At 44.3% G+C, this 18,122-nt stretch carries 18 protein-coding genes and 1 tRNA gene; 2 read left to right on the plus strand and 17 right to left on the minus strand.

Translation table 11 applies throughout. The features are described 5' to 3' along the window. Positions 1–219 precede the first annotated feature (219 nt). The 7 genes from QUA58_RS11025 to QUA58_RS11055 form a co-directional block, all read right to left on the minus strand. A complete protein-coding gene (locus QUA58_RS11025) occupies positions 220–516 on the minus strand; it encodes a chaperone modulator CbpM (RefSeq protein ID WP_333251335.1) in 297 nt (98 codons plus the stop codon). Next, positions 513–1,496 carry a J domain-containing protein gene (locus QUA58_RS11030; RefSeq protein WP_333394044.1) on the minus strand — a complete coding sequence of 328 codons (984 nt, stop codon included), beginning with the start codon at positions 1,494–1,496 and terminating at the stop codon, positions 513–515. Before QUA58_RS11030 ends, QUA58_RS11025 begins: the two co-directional genes overlap by 4 nt. A gap of 335 nt (positions 1,497–1,831) precedes the next feature. Continuing rightward, positions 1,832–2,854: an NADP-dependent oxidoreductase gene (locus QUA58_RS11035; RefSeq protein ID WP_333394045.1), complete on the minus strand. Its 1,023-nt coding sequence runs from the start codon at positions 2,852–2,854 to the stop codon at positions 1,832–1,834. Between the two features lie 11 nt (positions 2,855–2,865). Next, positions 2,866–3,621, minus strand: a complete 756-nt coding sequence (locus QUA58_RS11040; RefSeq protein WP_333394047.1) for a DUF6920 family protein — start codon at positions 3,619–3,621, stop codon at positions 2,866–2,868. A gap of 566 nt (positions 3,622–4,187) precedes the next feature. Beyond that, a complete protein-coding gene (locus QUA58_RS11045) occupies positions 4,188–6,479 on the minus strand; it encodes a DEAD/DEAH box helicase family protein (protein ID WP_333394050.1) in 2,292 nt (763 codons plus the stop codon). A 476-nt stretch (positions 6,480–6,955) separates the two neighbouring features. Beyond that, the gene (locus tag QUA58_RS11050; RefSeq protein WP_333394052.1) at positions 6,956–7,126 is read right to left on the minus strand and encodes a hypothetical protein; all 171 of its coding nucleotides are present in this window, start codon (positions 7,124–7,126) and stop codon (positions 6,956–6,958) included. A gap of 119 nt (positions 7,127–7,245) precedes the next feature. Continuing rightward, positions 7,246–7,917 (minus strand): glutathione S-transferase, encoded by a 672-nt coding sequence (locus QUA58_RS11055; protein ID WP_333394053.1) that lies wholly within the window; start codon positions 7,915–7,917, stop codon positions 7,246–7,248. A 330-nt stretch (positions 7,918–8,247) separates the two neighbouring features. On the opposite strand from QUA58_RS11055, the gene QUA58_RS11060 reads away from it, so the two are divergent. Continuing rightward, positions 8,248–9,465 carry a transposase gene (locus QUA58_RS11060; RefSeq protein WP_333251319.1) on the plus strand — a complete coding sequence of 406 codons (1,218 nt, stop codon included), beginning with the start codon at positions 8,248–8,250 and terminating at the stop codon, positions 9,463–9,465. Here QUA58_RS11060 and QUA58_RS11065 read toward each other — a convergent pair. From QUA58_RS11065 to QUA58_RS11105, 9 genes are all read right to left on the minus strand, one after another. Next, positions 9,421–10,143 carry an HAD-IC family P-type ATPase gene (locus tag QUA58_RS11065; protein ID WP_333394055.1) on the minus strand — a complete coding sequence of 241 codons (723 nt, stop codon included), beginning with the start codon at positions 10,141–10,143 and terminating at the stop codon, positions 9,421–9,423. The genes QUA58_RS11060 and QUA58_RS11065 overlap by 45 nt on opposite strands. 309 nt (positions 10,144–10,452) lie before the next feature. Continuing rightward, on the minus strand, positions 10,453–10,752 hold the full coding sequence (locus QUA58_RS11070; protein WP_333276469.1) for an ISAzo13-like element transposase-related protein: 300 nt from the start codon (positions 10,750–10,752) through the stop codon (positions 10,453–10,455). Positions 10,753–10,774: 22 nt separating this feature from the next. Then, positions 10,775–10,987 (minus strand): ISAzo13-like element transposase-related protein, encoded by a 213-nt coding sequence (locus QUA58_RS11075; RefSeq protein WP_333251365.1) that lies wholly within the window; start codon positions 10,985–10,987, stop codon positions 10,775–10,777. A gap of 68 nt (positions 10,988–11,055) precedes the next feature. Continuing rightward, positions 11,056–11,289, minus strand: a complete 234-nt coding sequence (locus QUA58_RS11080) for an ISAzo13-like element transposase-related protein (RefSeq protein WP_333394129.1) — start codon at positions 11,287–11,289, stop codon at positions 11,056–11,058. Positions 11,290–11,993: 704 nt separating this feature from the next. Further along, positions 11,994–13,007, minus strand: coding sequence for a tyrosine-type recombinase/integrase (locus tag QUA58_RS11085; RefSeq protein WP_333394057.1), 1,014 nt, complete (start codon positions 13,005–13,007; stop codon positions 11,994–11,996). Positions 13,008–13,275: 268 nt separating this feature from the next. Beyond that, positions 13,276–13,349, minus strand: a tRNA-Pro gene (locus QUA58_RS11090). Positions 13,350–13,386: 37 nt separating this feature from the next. Beyond that, a complete protein-coding gene (locus QUA58_RS11095) occupies positions 13,387–13,755 on the minus strand; it encodes a DUF1818 family protein (RefSeq protein WP_333251312.1) in 369 nt (122 codons plus the stop codon). A 401-nt stretch (positions 13,756–14,156) separates the two neighbouring features. After that, positions 14,157–14,804, minus strand: coding sequence for a hypothetical protein (locus QUA58_RS11100; protein ID WP_333394059.1), 648 nt, complete (start codon positions 14,802–14,804; stop codon positions 14,157–14,159). A 252-nt stretch (positions 14,805–15,056) separates the two neighbouring features. Next, positions 15,057–15,290: a DNA-directed RNA polymerase subunit omega gene (locus tag QUA58_RS11105; protein WP_333251308.1), complete on the minus strand. Its 234-nt coding sequence runs from the start codon at positions 15,288–15,290 to the stop codon at positions 15,057–15,059. An 80-nt stretch (positions 15,291–15,370) separates the two neighbouring features. On the opposite strand from QUA58_RS11105, the gene QUA58_RS11110 reads away from it, so the two are divergent. Then, positions 15,371–16,063: a GDSL-type esterase/lipase family protein gene (locus QUA58_RS11110; RefSeq protein WP_333394061.1), complete on the plus strand. Its 693-nt coding sequence runs from the start codon at positions 15,371–15,373 to the stop codon at positions 16,061–16,063. A 193-nt stretch (positions 16,064–16,256) separates the two neighbouring features. Here the strand turns inward: QUA58_RS11110 and QUA58_RS11115 are convergent, their stop codons facing one another. Then, positions 16,257–17,735, minus strand: a complete 1,479-nt coding sequence (locus tag QUA58_RS11115) for an amidase (protein ID WP_333394064.1) — start codon at positions 17,733–17,735, stop codon at positions 16,257–16,259. Positions 17,736–18,122: the final 387 nt, after the last annotated feature.

The raw sequence follows: 18,122 nt of genomic DNA on the forward strand, positions 1-18,122 counted from the left end.
GGGGGATCTCCGGGGAATAAAAATTGTTAAGTGAACTGTATTGTCTTATAAAAGTCGCAAACTATCTTTAATTATCTGCGTTCATCTCCGTCTATCTGCCTGACATCTGCGGTTGACCGGCTAGCCTCAAAGATTTATGCAATTCAAGTCTAAATAAACCCGCTTTCTGACCACCCATGCGTCCAGGAGCGAAGATGACAGAAATAATATTTTCTCAAGTCAAGCCTGCAATGCTTTTAGCCTGGCCCGAAGTTGGGCGATTTCCTGCGCCATATCTACAACCATTACCGCCCCTACGAGATTTAGTCCTAAATCCTGGCGCAACCGTTGGATTTGACCAATGCGCGCAATTTCCCGCGCGTGCAACATTGAGCCGATCGGCTCAATCAACCCCACTTGCACAAATTGCTCAATTATCATCGTTGAAGTTTCCGTCACCAAAGCTGCATATTCAAACGTATACAGCCGATCGCCATCTGGGGAAACAACCATAGTGGACAAGCTAAATTCGGTCATAGTCTCACCTCTTCTATTGCGGAACGCGGGTTAAAACTGCTACTCGCCTTAATTTTTTCATAACACTCCTGCTCGATTTCACTCAACTCCTTCGGAGACACGATCTGAAGTTTTACAATCAGATCCGTGCGATCGCCTTTGGGTAATATCCAACCCTTGCCGCGCAGCCGCAGCAATTGCCCGCAACTCACCCCTTTCGGCACAGTCATCATCACACCCCCCTCTGGCGTTGGCACTTGGATTTGAGTACCTAAAACAGCTTCATCTGGGCGAATAGGAACCTCGCAACTTAAATTATCACCTGAAAACTTAAAAAATGAGTGGAGAAATAGTTCGATCGTCAGATACAAATCGCCTCGCTGTTGAGAAAAAGGGCTGACGCGACCTTTTCCTTTAATCCGAATCCGACTGCCTGATTTAGCACCTGCGGGAATGCGAACGTTAAGGGTTTCATCGTCCAACTGCAAGCGTTTCTGCACGCCGTGAAAGGCTTCTGAGAACGAAAGCGCGATCGCCGCTTCAGTATCAGGTGCAGGTGCTTGAGTGCGAAATCCCGCAAAATCATCAGCCTGATTCGAGGTGCCCGAATGAGTTTGTCGCGATCGGCTTTGGCCGCCGCGACCCAGCAAATCCTTGATAAAATCATCAAAATTGCTGTATTCGTCGAAATTAGTGGACGGATCGAAATCAAATCCCCCGGCATTCGTGCTAGTTCCTCTGGGAGGAGCGCCGCCAGCCCCTGCTTGCTTCCAGTGCTGCCCAAATTGGTCATACTTGCTGCGCGTTTCAGGATTTGATAAAACCTCGTTGGCTTCATTCAAATCTTTAAATTTATCCTCAGCTTCTGGATTGCCGGGATTCACATCTGGATGATGTTTGCGGGCTAGTTTGCGATAGGCTCGCTTAATTTCTTCAGGAGTTGCAGTTTTGCTGACTCCCAGAATGGTGTAGTAATCTTTGAAGTCGGTTGCAGTTGGCATGATTTAAGTAGAAGGAAGAAGGAAGAAGGAAGAGGGAAGAAGGAAGAAGGAAGAAGGAAGAAGGAAGAAGACATACACAGCGACATTTTGAGCGATTTGTATTTGACGTTTAATTAGGTGAATTTATTGATCACTCAAAATCAGATGATTCTGCACTCAAAAACCTCATAAATAGACCTCTTGTAAAAATAGCCAGAACGGGAAAAATGCCCATCCCATTTTTTTTCTTTCTTGTGGGATGGGCGTCTCGCCCGTCCCACAAATTCATTAAAAGGACTTTTGCAAAAAGTCTAATAGGTGATGCGCGTCAAAAAACTCAATCTTTTTTGATGCTATCAATTCTTTGTTGGATCGTCACTAACCTGAACGATTAACTTGCCAAAGTTTGCCCCTTGCAGTAAACCAATAAAGGCGTGGGGTGCGTTTTCCAACCCTTTTACAACGTCTTCTCTGTACTTCAGTTTGCCTGCCTGCAACCACTGAGACATATCATTGATAAACTCTTCGTGACGCTGCTGGTAATCGCCAACCAGAAACCCTTTAATCAGCGCACGTTTAACCAATAGTGGCATCAGATTAGGGCCGGGAGGTGGATTTTCGGCATTATACTGGGAGATTAAACCTACTAAAGGAATTCTGGCTCCCAGATTAATCTGTTGCAAAACTGCTTCGAGAATCGGGCCAGCCGTATGATCGACGTAGACATCGATTCCATTTGAACAAGCAGCTTTTAATGCTGAATTCAGGTCTTGAGTTTTGCGGTTGATGCAGGCATCAAATCCTAATTCATTGACAACATAATCGCATTTTTCATCGCTGCCAGCGATGCCTACTGCCCGACAACCCTTGATTTTGGCAATTTGACCGACGATCGCACCAACAGCACCAGAAGCAGCAGAAACCACGACTGTTTCGCCGGCTTTCGGCTTGCCAATATCTAGCAGTGCAAAATAAGCGGTCATTCCAGGCATTCCGGTAATGCCTAATGCGTAAGAGATTGGTACTTGACTGGGGTCGAGTTTTCTCAAGGTTTCGGCTTTGGCGATCGCATAATCTTGCCAACCGCCATATCCCAGCACGAAGTCTCCTGCTGAAAATTTGGGGTTGTTTGATTTCACTACTTGGCTGACAGTGCTCCCCACCATGACTTCGCCTAACTTTGCCGGACTTGCATAGGACTCGCGATCGCTCATTCGCCCTCGCATATACGGATCGAGAGATAAGTAAATGGTGCTGCTGAGTATTTCTCCCTCTCCCGGTTCTGGAATTGCTGTTTCAACTAAAGCAAAATTACTCTCTTTTGGTTCTCCCGTCGGGTAACTTTTGAGCAGAATTTGTTGGTTCATTGACTTAGACATGGATGCCTCCTTTATTGATAGATTGCCCGATCGATCGAACAGCGGAAGAATTCGCCTTCAGACTCAAAGCGATCGCTCCCCAAAAACCAGCCTACCCGAAGACGAGTCGGGATTGTGTAGCCGTCAAAGGTACTGCTTTGCTCGACAATTCCCCCAAAATCCACATAGTGAAACGCTTCACCTTCTGGATTGCCCCAGCGATCGATTTTGGCTTCCTCCAACATTCCCCGATCGCTAACTGTCAGGGTGAGTTTGACAGGTTCGCCGAGGGCTGTGAAGTTTGCCTGTACCTGTGAAGCGTTCAACTCTGTCCAGGAGATGTCGGGATTGCAGAGGATGGAAGGCAGCAGCATCGACTCTACTTGAACTCCGCCCACACTAGAGCGGGTGATATCAGCACCAGATGCCTGCACCACTGGAAACAGCCCCAGGATTTTCCACTGCGACTCGCCGACACCATCCACGATGCGATCGCCTCCCCAAATCGGTAAGCCCTTCGCCCAAGTCGTCGCCCGCCAGATCATGCCACGATGACCGTAGATAACTTCTTCTCCCTTGAAGGGATGCCATTTTTGATCGAGTTTGATTTCACCGTGCATCCACAGTCGAACAGCGGATGCGAGGGGTGTACCGGGGGCGATCGCATTCTCCAAATAGCGGCGGGCTAGATTGGGAAGATTGATTAATGATTCAGGATTGAAGGGGCGATCGCTCTTCGGTGCTGATTCCCACAAATCGTCTAGAGAAATTTCTTGGATTTTAGTCATGTTTTAAAAGGTGGAAAGGGCAAGATACAGCACTTTGCGCTGAAGGTTTGGTTAAAAATACGATGTATGTTACTGGTTAAAAGCTTTTGGTTATATCATCCAGAATAGCGATCGCATCATATATATATATGTATCTGCAGGCGGATATTCTGATTGCCCATCAACTCAACAATCTAATCACAAGAAGCAGAAGCGCAACTATCAGCAAGCCACCATAGAGCGTGAAAATGCGATCGGCGAACCACTTTGGCAAGAAGAAAATGTCGATGACTTGACCGTTAAAGTTTGCTGTAGGCGATCGCTATTCCACCCAACAACAAATATTCTCAAATGATTTGATGTTTTAGAGGGCGATCGCCAATAACTTCTCCGAACTCAACAACGAAGTCTACTATATTCGCTTGCCTAATCTCGAACTGAAATAGATAATCTTAATGGACTTATCGATTCGGCATAACGGTTCGTTTGAGCGCCTGCAAGTAACCTTGAACTCAGTACCAATATCTTTCAGCAGTCTGCTCCAAGCGAATTGTTATACTGCGGATTCGTTCAAGCTTTGCGACTCACTACCTTTTTAGATTCTCCAACCGAGTTTTTTCTGCGTGTGCTTTGGGCGACAACACTTGGAGATTTTCCAATCTAGTTAAGCCACCTTCTGACATTGGTATAATGTGGTCAATTTGAAAATCTCTTCGCATCTGGCTCTTAAACCCACTAGAGGCACAGACGATGAATCCTTTCCCGTCAGTATACTTGGCAAAGACAGCATTCTTAATATCCCGATACTCTGCTGGATCACGCTCTCGGATTTCCACAAGTGAAAGGCTTTCTAATGGAACTGTATCAGGAATTACAATGGTCGGGGTAACTGTTAGATCGGGGTAAACTCCAAGTAGCTTATTGATTTCGATATCTACCTGTTTCTTGAAATAAACGTAATTATATCCAAATAAAACCTGCCAAAAGGATTTACTGTCATTCCATAGCGATGTAAGATATTCATTTATTTGCCTAAGTGTTAAATCATTCTCGTAGATATGTCTTGCCACAATTGACAAATCACACTTTCTACGCTCACTAAAAGCGATGAACTCTGGCTCCATCTCCTTTTGAGCATAGAAGCGTAAAATATTTTTAACATCATCATCTCTGTATCCAAGCAGGAAAGGATAGTCTGGGAAGTAGAGGTTCTTCGTTAGTTGCAGTAAATATTCCAGCTCCTCGTCAGTCAAGACTTCTCTATTTTGGATATTTACACTCTTAAATACAGCATCTAGGTCATTAACAAAACTATCATAGGCTTCCTCAGTGCCGTTATATAAAAGTACATCATAGTTTCTAGACACTGGTTCAGCGTTTCTAGACACTGGTTCAGCAGACTCAGAAGATTCAAGAATAGAAAAGCGATAAATTCCAACAGGAACCCGCCTCAGAAAATCTAGTTTTTCTAAAGCAGTAGTGTCGATGGAATCATCCATCATACGGGCAAACTCTTCTATCTTTTCAATTGAGATAAGTCGAGCAATTCTCTTCATTGTCTCGATATCTCTATCAACAAACTCAGCGCCATCAATATCAGTCAATTTTTCAGGATTAACCCAGTTAATTTTATCTTCCCAATTATCGATGAAGCTTACAACATAGGCTTTTTCTGTACCTCCTGCTTTCTGTCCGCGCAAAGCCCTACCAATCATTTGGGTCATTAAAAGTGTAGAAGTAGTTGGGCGTGTCAGAAAAACTGTTTGAACATTAGGCAAATCAGTTCCTTCGGTCAACATTTCTACGTTTATGAGAACTTCGAGTTTTCCGGCCCTGAAGCGCTTGATTTTTTCTGAATTTTCTTTTACAGAAATTGTAGCTCCAGTGCCTTCGTCTATGATTTTTGATGCCACGAAGTCAGAGTTTATTCCTCGTTTTTTAAATAATCCGTTTAATGCGATCGCGTGTTGGATGTCAACTGCGAAAACCAGAAGGGGCTTATACTTTTCTCGGTTCTCAACATAGTGATCGACAATCCGTTTATTGCGGATACTCGACATCGCAATTTTTTCGGCAACCTTCTTAGGTAATTTGTCGAAGTCCTCAATTGATCTAATATCTCTGTCTGTTAATTCTTTATAGAAATCTAGCTCGGTCTCTAAGTTCTCGAAAACTGGTTCTGCAAGAATTCCTCTTGTAATGAGCGTCCTCAAGTGTTCTGAAAAGATAATGTCATCGGGAAAAACTTTTTTAAGCAAACCTTGCTCACTTTTATCTGTTCTGAATGGAGTTGCTGTCAACCCTAACATTCTGAAACCATCTGCTTTTCCTCTATCTTTAAAGTTTTGCTTAATGCTGTCAATTAATTTTCGATAAGTCTTTGCTGTTGCATGATGGGCTTCATCCACTACTAAAAGTATCGCGTCGGAATGATTAACCCAATTATTTGTGAGGTAATTTAGCCCACTGTTTAAACTATCTTTGCTGGCAATAATAATATCATCACTTTTTTCGATGTTAACAGGGCGATCGTGCTTGGGATGACCAGAAATCACGCGATACTTGAATCTTTCAGTATCACTTAGTAATGATGGGTAAGCACTAAATTTTAAGGTTTCAAACGCTTGATCAAGTAGCTCATGTCGATGAGCAATCCACAAAACTTTTTTACGCTTGTCGATGAAATTGCGTAGTAACCAATGAACGGCTGTCAACGTTTTTCCACCACCCGTAGGCAAAACTAACAAACCCTCAAAAGGAGACTTATTTTTCTGATCAAGTGCCTTAATTGCCTCATTTTGATGGGCGTAAAGTTCTCTAGGATTTTTGCCTTTATTAACTTGGATTTGACCTGAGTATTCAACTTCAATAGTTTGCATATTAATGAAAAACTGAAGATAACTTTAAATTTGTGGCTTGTCCGACTGCTGCTCTATCGATAACTCCAAAGTAGGTGAACTATGGATAATGACAGATAAGCTTTCGGCTGCACCTCCACCGATAGAACGAGCAGTATACCTATCTATTATCACGCAACTGAGGCTTAATTCTTATTTTAACGTAACATTACCGCATCTTTTATTACAAGGTCATTGCGATCTCTTCAACAATCGTCTGCTAAAGCGTGCAGAGGCGATCGCAAAAAAAAATTGTGCGTGAATGTAAATTCTGCACCATAGGGAAAATATTGCCATCTCTCAGGTTCATTTTTGCTGAAGACAGCTCGCGAGCGCTTGAACTGCCGCATCAACTCCATTCTCGTTCTGAATCTTTTCTCCCAATATTTTAGCTTTCTGTTGGAATTCTTTTGTCAAAGCGTAGGCGATCGCGATGACTGCCACATCGTTTGTTCAAATCAGATAAATCTTTGTGCTTCGGGGGGTGCATTGTCAGCGTCTCGCCATTCCACGTAAATCTCAGATTGCCGTTGTGATCCTCTTCCACGTGTGCGCTCGCGCTGAGCGTCGATCGCAACTTTAATGGCATTGATGGGTAACTTCAAGCGTTCAGCGATCGTCAATTGCACCTTGCGATCGCCTCAACAATAGAAAGTGTGATGATGTCAAATGCATCACAGACTTTCCAGCATTATTAACAATGGTTTCGGGCTGAACGCTTCACCTCAGTTTAGGAAAGGATTTCCACTTAATTCAGCAGATCGTATGCCCCGCCACGTTCTAATGCACGGCGGTATGCGGGACGTGCATGAATGCGATCGAGAAATCCCATCAGTTTCGGTCGGCTGCTGTCCAACCCTACCTGTGCAGCCGCCGCCTCCAATGGAAAGCTCATCTGAATATCGGCTGCGGTGAACTCACTACCAACAAACCATAAGCTTTTCTCAAGTTCTGCTTCTACATAACCCAGATGCAGTGCGATTTGAGGATCAATGAACGATTTATTGACGCGAGCCACAATTGCCCGCGCGATCGGTCGAGCGAAAAACGGCATCGGACTTGTTTCGACTTGGTTAAAGACTAGCTTCAACACTAGCGGGGGCATCGCAGAGCCCTCAGCATAATGCAGCCAGTAGATGTATCGCAACCGTTCCGGCGTGCCAAGCTCTGGAGCGAGTCGTCCGCCACCGTAACGCTCAACTAAGTATTCGACGATCGCACCGGATTCAGCCAGAGTCAGCGCACCATCGGTAATCACGGGAGACTTGCCCAGTGGATGCACTGCACGCAGCGACGCGGGAGCGAGCATTGTTTTCGGGTCGCGCTCGTAGCGCTTGACTTCATACTCTAGGTCGAGTTCCTCTAGCAGCCAGAGCACTCGCTGGGAGCGAGAGTTGTTCAAGTGGTGGACAGTAATCATGTTTTTCTTCTCAGCTTACCAAAAAATTGGGTCAAAGCCCCGTTCTTATAGGACGGCTTTAATTGCGATCGCATAATGTAAAGAATTTTCAAATAGTTTATTTTATAGACACAAAACTCTATAGAACCCATTTGAGATCTATTCTGCGTAAATCTCAGAAACCGGGTTTCTCTCGGTATTTCTCGTCATCCAACCCAAAAACTCGTAGAAACCCGGTTTCTCGCCATGATCGTAAATATCAGAAACCGGGTTTCTCTCGGTATTTCTCGTCACCCAACCCAAAAACTCAAAGATGTCAAATGGGTTCTATAAACGTGATAGGATCATTTCATGATTGTATTAGAGTTGAAGTTAAAAGGCAAAGCACAGCAATATCGGGTCATCGACGAGATGATCCGTACAGCTCAGTTTGTCAGAAACAAAGCTCTTAGGTACTGGATCGACAATCAAGGAGTTAAGTTAGTTGACCTGTACAAACAATGCGCCGTCATGGCTAAAGAGTTTGAATGGGCCCGAAAACTTAACTCAATGGCACGTCAGGCTTCGGCCGAACGTGCCATTTTTGCTATTCAACGTTTCTTCGCTAATTGCATCGCCCAAAAGCCAGGGAAAAAAGGATACCCGCAGTTTAAAAAACACACTCGCTCAGTAGAGTATAAGACATCAGGTTGGAAGCTTTCTGCCGACAAAAGATGCCTAACATTTACGGACGGTTTTGCTGCTGGGACGTTTAAATTAGTCGGTAGTCGAGACTTGCATTTCTATGCTCCTAGTGAAATTAAGCGAGTTAGGGTTGTGCGATGCGCTGATGGCTACTATGCTCAGTTTTGCATCAATGTGGAACGGGCAGAGGAATCTATTCCCACAGGTAAAGCTATTGGAATAGATGTCGGATTGAACCATTTCTATACCGACAGTAATGGTGAGACAATCCCTAACCCTCGCTATCTTCGCAAAAGCGAAAAAGCCTTAAAGAGAGCGCAGAAACGAGTTTCCCGAAAGAAGAAAGGTTCTAGTAATCGTAAAAAAGCGATTAACAAGTTAGGAATAAAACACCTTAAAGTTAGTAGGCAGCGCAAAGACTTCGCCATTAAGACAGCGTTGTGCGTAGTAAAATCTAGCGATTTCGTAGCCTACGAAAACTTGCAGGTGAGGAATATGGTCAAGAACCATAAGCTTGCTAAATCAATTAGCGATGCAGCTTGGAATCAGTTTGCTCAGTGGCTACAATACTTTGGAAAAGTGTACGGCAAAATGGTTGTTGCTGTTGCTCCTCAGTACACATCTCAAGATTGCTCAGCCTGTGGCAATAGAGTCAAAAAATCGCTGTCGATCAGAACCCATATTTGTGGATGCGGCGCGGTATTAGACAGAGATCACAACGCAGCGCTCAACATTTTGGCCCTCGGATTGAAAGCCCGTGCAGGAATCACTTTGAATACGGTGGGGCACACCGAAATTAACGCGATCGGACAGAACGAGCTCTACTCATTGGTGGTGACATCAACGAGCAAATCGACTGGCCCAAGCAAGAATCCTCGCGCCTGATAGCCGAGGAGTGTCAACAAACTCAGTCTCCTTTCCGGTATGCACCACCACTGCTTTGCCAGTACCGCTGATAACATTAGTACCCATATAAAGGATGTTAGTGCGCTTACCGAGATCAGTTTCAGCAGGCAAAACGCCACTAAGTTTGTCAGCCGGATAAGTTTCCCCAGTCAGCGCCGCTTCATTCACTGACAAATCTTTCGACTCTAAAATCAGGCAGTCACCGGGAATACTATCGCCAGCGTTAAGCAACACAATGTCACCCGGAACCACCTCTTCATTGGGGATTTCTTGAGATTTACCATCCCGCAACACCGTTGCTTTTACTTGCACCAATGCCAGTAATTTTTCAACAGCATTTGTCGCTCCCCTTTCTTGCCAAAATCCTAATAATCCGCTAATTAGGACGATCGCCAAAATGACGATCGCATCTGCCGCATCTTTCAGAAATATCGACAGCACAGCGGCAAAAATCAGAATTAAAATAATCGGACTCTTAAACTGATTGAGCAACAGCGTCAGTGAGTTCGATTGCTGTTTCTGTTTCAGGCTGTTCGCACCGTATTCGCTCAGGTGTTGTTGAGCATCCTGACTGCTTAAACCTGCGGGCGTAGACTTCACCTGAGTCAGCACCCGATCGGCTGGTAAGCTCCAAAACGTCGAAAGTTGTGAATTCATTGTTTGTTATTTAATACGATTTCTACAAAATATTGCTACAAAAAAAGTTTTGGGCGGAGGGCACTGGAGTGTTGTGTCTGGGCCCTGTTGGTCAGATGCGGATCTGTGAGATTGTCTGTCAAACTTAGGGATTGTCAACGGCAACGCACCCTACGGCTACTTCAACTTTGCCAGCAACTTAGGAATGAAAATTTAATAACTCCACTATAGCAATCCTTGCAGGAGTCGTAAACTTTTTACCCCACCCCAACCCTCCCCTTATCAAGGGGAGGGAGTAAGAAATTCACAAATGATTTAGGATTGCTATATCTACTCAATTGTCGGAACTGCACGGTAATTCCATTTTGGCAAATATTTATCAAAAATAATTTTCATGGTATTCTTAAATCCATCAGCTACTTTTTGACCAGTTTGATAAATTTTATCAAGCACATTTACTACCAAAGAAAGTCCGGTTTTTGTGTGGTTTTTTTCCATGAGTTCTTTGACCAACTCAAGGCTGGTAAAAATCACTCCTTGACCAGCTCTCGTTACATGAAGAAATAAGCGATTTGCAATAGGATTGTACTTGGATTCATCAGGAGGATAATGTGCTATTTTGATTTTTATATGGAGCTACGTTGACTAATTTTTATAAATCCGATTTAAAGATATAATGATTAGAATTATGACTGCCACTTCCATCACATTTAATCAAAATTGAACCTGCTTGAGGGTAGAGAGAGATTCCGTAATTTATCCACCATGATTTAATCGATTCATAAGCAAATTCACTCGTATCTTTACTTGTGCCTAGGCTTAAATATCCTCGGTTATGTTGCACATCATAAATTCCATGAGGCACTACTTGGCCATCAGCCAAACTGAAAAACTTATGGTCAAATGTGGTAACTGTTTCGGTAGTATACAGAGTTACTGAGCGATATTAATTTCCAATAAATTCCTTTTTTTGGTATCCATAATAATGATAGAATTTCCCTGTAACTCATACTCTTCAGTAATTGTGGCAAGATTTTCAAATTGTTGATTACGATTATTTGTGATTTTTGTTGTTTGTTTTTTTTGAGCTTGACGTTTCACATATCCGTGCTTTTTTAATAATTTCTGAACAACCGTCACGCTGACTGTTATGCCATGAAGTTTCAGGCCTTAAACTATTTCTTGTTGAGTGAGATTAGTCCATTTGATTTTCTCATCCATTGGGTCTCCTGCTGTATAATTTTTTAAGACTTCTAAAAAAGTTTCATTCAAACCAGGTATCTGAGAATCGCTAGTTTTTCTTCCTCCTCCTTTTTGACGAATTCTTTGTTGATTAAAGGTAGTCTATGATTCACTTTTTAATTCCTTAATGCCTTTGGCTATTGTATTCCTGTCTACTGATAAAGTTCTCGCTATGTAACTAATTCCACCACAGCCAAGTTTTTGGGATTCTATTGCTGCATATCTTCGTCGATCTTTTTCCGATAAAGATTGATAAAGTTTCCGCATCTGAGCAGTAATTTCAGAGGAGTAATACATAAATTTACCGGGAGAAAATTACTTGAATCAACCAACCAATTATTAGCGACAAAAACAGGGTGAATATCGAAAAAGGATAAGTTTTGACCAAGAAATTCAAATATCAATTAATTGATATTCACTCATTTGTTTATTATACCTTGCTTATGTTATTAAATTTTCATTCCTTAATTGTAGCGATCGAAACCTTCTTCAGCACAGACAACAAAACAGACTTATAGAAGGAATTCACTGGGGTAGAAATCCTGGCGGAAAAATTCTATACAATCAACAACTGATTAAACAATTGATAACCTGTGGTGGGGATATCAATCATCCAGATCATCAGAAATTTATGGAGAGGTATCTCGGTGAGAAACCGGACAGTCAACATCAGAAACCGGGTCGAAAACAGGGAACAAATCTGGTAGTTTTGGCGGGTTGACAAGTCCGGCATAATTTTCGTAGAGAGTGCGGACATCGTGGCCGGTAAGGGCTGCGATCGAAACAGGATTCATGCCTGATTCCAAACCATGCGAAATTAGCGTATGTCGGGTATTGTAAGGTTTTCTATAATCAATTCCAAGGGATGCAGGCGCAGGTTTCCAGTAGCGATTGCAGAAATTTTTGGAGTCGTAGCTTGCGGGGCGGTACGCCATCGCTCTGCCTTCAATGCTGGTGAAAATTAAATCATCCGGTTTCTGATTCTCTTTTCGGCGATCGAGCAGTAGTTGTTGCAGCCGTGCTGTTAGCGGCACGGTGCGATCTTTATTCCGCTTGGCTGCTTTCCGATCACGATTGCTCAAACTTTCTCCGATCCAGGTGCGATCGCAGTTTTGGGAGCAATGTCGCCAGAGAAGCGCTGCTGCTTCACCGGTGCGGAGCCCAACACCAAATTTGAATTCCACATAGTCCGCATAATGTGTCAGATTTGAGTCAGAGCGGAATTTCTGGACGATCGCGCTTATTTCTTTCAGCGTGAACGGTTCTGGGCGCTGTTTGGGCGCGACCGAGACTTTGACTTCCTCCCAAGGATTTTCGAGAACCAGCTTCTTTTTCTGTGCCCATTCCCAGCAAGCGTTCATCATCACAATCCGTTCGCGTACCGTCACCGGTTCAAGGGAGCGATCGGATAATAGCCAATCTCTAAATTTCTCAGCAACATTTTCAGAAACAGAAATTGTTGTTTTGTTGTTGAAAAACACAGAAACGTGTTTTTGAAGTCCAAGATATTTAGCGAAAGTAGCAGGCTCGATTTTCCGGCGCTTGTACTCGATAAATTGGTGAAACAGGTCAGAAACAGAGATGGATTCTTGTTTCTGGGGTTTGTATTTTGCCAGAGATGGGTCAAAATTCCCACTGGTCATGTCAAGCTTTGATGGAAGCGGCTTTACGGTTGACGATCGAATCCGGCAAACCGAGATAGAGCCAGAAGCGTTTCCCCCTCCCATGACCAGGCAAGCCGTAACCGATCTTTGAAAACTTCTATATTTACTGAGCCTTTTGGCATATCCCTGATTTATCGCACTTTCTGTCTGAGTATGTCACCCTTTGTCGGCCCCTTATTGAGAATGCGTAACCTACGATTTATCTAGTAAAAATAATGGAACCCTTATAAAATAAGGATTCCATCTATCGGAGCGGCGGGATTTGAACCCACGACCCCTACTACCCCAAAGTAGTGCGCTACCAAGCTGCGCTACGCCCCGACAGCTTTAATAGCTTAGCATAGAATTCCCAAAAAAGTCAAAAAACTTTTAAAACTTTTGCAGCCTGCACCAAACTCGGAACCGCAGCCGCCGCCCAAAAACCCTCGCAGCGACGGCCAGCATTCAAGATCAACTGCACACTGTAAGCTTCGGGATAGCCTTCCACCTGCACCCACAGCAAATCGCTTTCGGCTTCAATGGCTATTTTTTCCTCGTCCATCAACTCAGAGGCCATCTGACTCATTGTGCCGGCTAATTGCCCCAACAATCGGCAAAAATCGTTCAACTCAGCCTCCGTTAGTTCGATCGCCCAACCGTCGCCAGCCACCAAACCCTTAAACTCCTCCGCCTCCGGGTTCCATCCCAAACGCCATCCGCTACCAGTCTTAATTACACGTTCCACCATTGAGGGTTTTTAGATTTTAGATTTTAGATTTTGGATTAGTAGGACTTATATCAATTCCGGTTGCATCGGAAGAGTCAAATCCCGTCAACAGCGAAGCCATGAGCGAAGCCGAAGGGTCAACAATTCCCGATGGTGAAACCGAAATTGATCTAATTCATCTGCGTTAATCTGTGTTGCATCTGCCTGTATCTGCGGTGGTAAAAAAAAGATAATTTCTCAGGCCGCAGATGACAATGGATTGACGCTGATTCACGCAGATGTCGAGAATAGAGATAGGAATAATTCCGATGCTAACAGATTTGATATTACCCATAAATACGAAAGAAACCGGGTTTTTTACCATTTTCAAAGGCCGGGATGCAGTATTTCCGTAAAAAACCAGGTTTCTGCATTCCTGAGTATTAAGGTGCCAGCAACTTCGCATCTCCCGGCTGCGGCTGCGATATCTCCGGCGAATTCGATCGCCCTTGTGGTTTTTCCCCCGCCGCCGGTGTGGGCCCACGCTCGGAATTCTCCGTAAAAACATCAACCAAAGCTTGAACCAAAGCATCCCGCTGTGATCTATTTAACCTTTGAATAGCACCACGATCCTGTTCCATTGGATTTGATCGCAAAACGTCGTTTCCGGGATACACACTTTCCACCAAATAATCGGGAGTCGCCCCCAAATAGTCAGCTAAAGTCAACTTCCAATCTAAGCGGTAATTGGGCGGCCGTCCTTTGACAAATACGTGATATCGAATCAACCGCCCGACTAAAGTATTAGTAGGATCGACTTTTCCTGTTTCCTTGGAAATGTAGTTATTCTCGATCGGGAAATCCGGCAATTTTTCGTACACAAATTTCCACGCATCTTGCACCCTCACTTGCGGCGGTGCAGATTGTTGAGCCACCCGCTGCACTGAGGCAGACTCAGAACTCCGCAGCAGCGAAGGTTCCAAAGCCGACAGACTCAGTTCCCCGGATTCCAATACCCAACTCAAAAGCGTGAAAATCGCTACACTCAAAGTAACCAACAGAAAACTTAAGCCCTGCTTTAATATATTCACGGTTTTGACAAAAATTTCAAAAATAGAATAATTTCATAAACTTACCCCCAAGCAGATGTCCTAGTTTCTAATTTTAGGATTTACACTCCTCAACCCGGTTTATTAGAAAAATCAGAGTTTTGTTAACGAGGGAACTAGGAATAAACCGGGTTTCTCGTCCCGTGCGCCCAAGTCTAGTTGGAAAAAGTTGTGAGTTTTGAGTTGACAAAAATTGCTCGCAATTCACCACTCAAAACCCAAAACTCCCAAAGTCTAGATGTCTCCGATAATTTCCGGCTGAGTCAGTTCGTCCGACATCTCAAATATCGCCCGCATTACAGGTTTCATTTGATGGTCGTCCATATTGTCAAAATCTTCATAGCGACGGCGTTTTGCGCGGTTCGCCACCTGCACCGTAATCCGATAGCGGTTGGATGCACCGTTAATCAACTCTTCCGCCCGACGGGTAAGCTGAGTTGAATCGAAGGGTGGACGCTTATTAGCCATGAGACTCCCTACTTTATGTAATGTTACATTCTAGTCTAGTATGTCAAGATTCATAATTTATTAACTGAGTATCATTGCTTATGCAGGCAGCAACAGCCTATTCCTTTGGTAACTTGCATCGGGTAAATTCTCATCCCCTCAAATTGGTTGCTTTCGGCGACAGCTTAATCTACGGTTTCGGCGACGGTGTAGGCGGTGGCTGGGTGGAAAGATTGCGGCGCCAGTGGATGTTACCGGAGAGTGCAGGACACGTTTTATACAATTTGGGCGTTCGGGGCGATCGCACCTATCAAGTCTCCCAGCGGCTCGAAAACGAGTTTCGCCACCGGGGCGAGCTCAGAAACCGCGTCCCGGATGCTATGATACTTTCCGTCGGCCTCAACGATTCGGCGAGGGTGCAGTCACCGACGGGGCGCAGCTATACTGATTTTGAACATTTTAAAACTGTTTTGGATAATTTATTAAACCTATCCCAACAACTTTGCCCGGTAATATTTGTCGGGATGGTGCCGGTGGATGAAAGTAAAATGCCTTTTCAAGATTGTTTGTATTACAGTCATGCTGACCAATATCGGTACAAGGAAGCAACCAAATTAGCTTGTGAGTTGCGGGAAATTCCCTATTTAGATATTTTTGATAAATGGATCGATCGCGGCAGTGATTGGTGTAGTTCGTGTCTAACTTCGGATGGTCTCCATCCCAATGCAGCGGGGTATCAATCTTTATTTGAAGATGCAACGAGTTGGGAGCCGATCGCAAGTATCAGTCATTAGACATCAGTAACAATCAAGTAGGGTGCGTCAGCTAGCATTATTTTCGCTACAAACTAACAATCTCACAACTGACGCACGCCCGCAAAAAACGGTGCGTCAGAGTCATACTTTCCGTGCAAATGGAAAATCTCAAACCTGACGCACCCTAACACTGATTGTATTCTTGACCATCAAGTGAAACTTGATAAAATGCTCAGTAACCAGGAGGGTGTTGCAAGCCACCAACCACTTTGTCGATCGCACTTGCGATCGCCAACAAATCCATTTCACGCCACCGCTTACCAACAATTTGCATTCCAATCGGTAAACCATTTTGAGTTTGTCCAATTGGAATTATGACGGCAGGATGTCCGCTAAGATTAAAAGGTATCGTGTAAGTTCCGTTTGCCACTGCATGAGGATAGGATCTGCCATTAATGTCAACGGCACTCCAAGCGCGACGATGGGTAAACGCAGCGGTTGCCGCAACGGGACAAAGCCAGACATCCCAGGGTTCCAAAGCCTCATCCATATAGGCTGTGAAGCGATCGCGCTGTGTGAGTGCCTCGAAATATCCTTTCAAACTTGGATTCAATATCTCAGGTAGGAATCTGCTGAAATCTCCCAATTTTCGGAGTTCCTTATCGCCCTGGGTTGCTGTACGGAAAAGCAACTCCAAACTGCGACGGATATTATATCTATCCTGCGGTTGAGCGTAGACATTGAGGTATGCTGAAACCCGTCCGTAGAGATTAAATATGTTTGAAAGGTCAAAGTCTTTGGGAAGCCAGCGTTCGGTTTGGACACCTGCGTGAGAGAGTGTCTGCACGATCGACTCCATAGCTGCTCGAATTTCAGAAGCAACGGGAACTTCGGCCCATTCATCGCTCCAAGCGATTTTGAGATGCTGCAAAGGCTTGCCAGAGGGTCGATCGAGCGGAACCGGCCCGACATCAGGACGCCGCAGATCCGCGCCTGCAATTAAGGAAAAACATAGCCGGATGTCTTCGAGCGATCGAGCAAAACACCCCACAGTCATCATTTGCCGAATAGACAGTGGCATTCCCGGCACTTCAGGAATCTGCCCTGCTGTAGAAATACGGCGATCGGTCGGCTTTAAACCATATATGCCGCAGAAATGAGCGGGTTGACGCACCGAACCCCCGAAATCGTTGCCCAAATCTAACGGTGAAAGTCCGGCTGCGACAGCCGCGGCACTCCCTCCAGAACTGCCCCCAGGTGTGTAGTCAAGATGCCAAGGATTATTCACCCGTGGAAACAGAGAATTTGTGCTTTGATAATCTGCAGCTAGTTCCGCCATGTTGGTTTTTCCCATGATGACAGCACCTGCTGCCCGCAATCTCGCAACAGCAGTTGCATCCTGTTGAGGCACATAATCTTTGAGGGGAATATAGCCTGCTGTGGTGCGGAGTCCGGCTGTTTCAAAAATGTCTTTAATCGTGATGGGAACCCCATGTAAAGCACCCCAGTTTTCTCCTCTGGCTAGGGCTTCATCGGCAAGTCTTGCTCTAGTACGGGCATTGTCTTCATCCAGCGTACAAATGGCGTTTAATTGCGAGTTATGCTTTGCGATTTGAGTAAGGTAAGCGTCGAGAACTTCGACGGCAGAGACTTGGCGATCGCGAATCATTCGCGCTAGCTGATGGGCAGAGGCAAACGTCAGGCTACTCATAAGCAACAAACAGGTATTTCTCGATTGAGTCAATTATATTCACTTTTAGTTAACTCATATCTTGCACCATTCTCAAGAACAGGCAAGATGCCTGTTCCACAAAGAGTGAATTTTCTTGTGGAACAGGCATCTTGCCTGTTCATAAAAAGCTTATTGAGAATGGTGCAATATCTCAGTTAATATAGTTAACTAATATCAAACGGCTTTCGGCTTTGTCCCTAAATCCTGTTAATTGCAGACACAAGGTAGATAAGGGAGATAAGCAACATAAGGATTTTAAGGAATTTAAGCATTTTAAAATTCCAAAACAAGCATCAAAATATTTATTTTAAAAGACCGTATCTTCCCCGCACCAGAAGTAAAATGCTTCAATAATGATTACATAAC

The sequence above is a fragment of the Microcoleus sp. N9_A1 genome, assembly GCF_036701795.1.
Classification (GTDB): Bacteria; Cyanobacteriota; Cyanobacteriia; order Cyanobacteriales; family Microcoleaceae; genus Microcoleus.

Bases quoted from the DNA above. Each gene is read 5' to 3' on its own strand.
- QUA58_RS11025 (WP_333251335.1), bottom strand. From the start codon at position 516: ATGACCGAATTTAGCTTGTCCACTATGGTTGTTTCCCCAGATGGCGAT.
- QUA58_RS11030 (WP_333394044.1), bottom strand. From the start codon at position 1,496: ATGCCAACTGCAACCGACTTCAAAGATTACTACACCATTCTGGGAGTC.
- QUA58_RS11035 (WP_333394045.1), bottom strand. From the start codon at position 2,854: ATGTCTAAGTCAATGAACCAACAAATTCTGCTCAAAAGTTACCCGACG.
- QUA58_RS11040 (WP_333394047.1), bottom strand. From the start codon at position 3,621: ATGACTAAAATCCAAGAAATTTCTCTAGACGATTTGTGGGAATCAGCA.
- QUA58_RS11045 (WP_333394050.1), bottom strand. From the start codon at position 6,479: ATGCAAACTATTGAAGTTGAATACTCAGGTCAAATCCAAGTTAATAAA.
- QUA58_RS11055 (WP_333394053.1), bottom strand. From the start codon at position 7,917: ATGATTACTGTCCACCACTTGAACAACTCTCGCTCCCAGCGAGTGCTC.
- QUA58_RS11060 (WP_333251319.1), top strand. From the start codon at position 8,248: ATGATTGTATTAGAGTTGAAGTTAAAAGGCAAAGCACAGCAATATCGG.
- QUA58_RS11065 (WP_333394055.1), bottom strand. From the start codon at position 10,143: ATGAATTCACAACTTTCGACGTTTTGGAGCTTACCAGCCGATCGGGTG.
- QUA58_RS11085 (WP_333394057.1), bottom strand. From the start codon at position 13,007: ATGACCAGTGGGAATTTTGACCCATCTCTGGCAAAATACAAACCCCAG.
- QUA58_RS11095 (WP_333251312.1), bottom strand. From the start codon at position 13,755: ATGGTGGAACGTGTAATTAAGACTGGTAGCGGATGGCGTTTGGGATGG.
- QUA58_RS11105 (WP_333251308.1), bottom strand. From the start codon at position 15,290: ATGGCTAATAAGCGTCCACCCTTCGATTCAACTCAGCTTACCCGTCGG.
- QUA58_RS11110 (WP_333394061.1), top strand. From the start codon at position 15,371: ATGCAGGCAGCAACAGCCTATTCCTTTGGTAACTTGCATCGGGTAAAT.
- QUA58_RS11115 (WP_333394064.1), bottom strand. From the start codon at position 17,735: ATGAGTAGCCTGACGTTTGCCTCTGCCCATCAGCTAGCGCGAATGATT.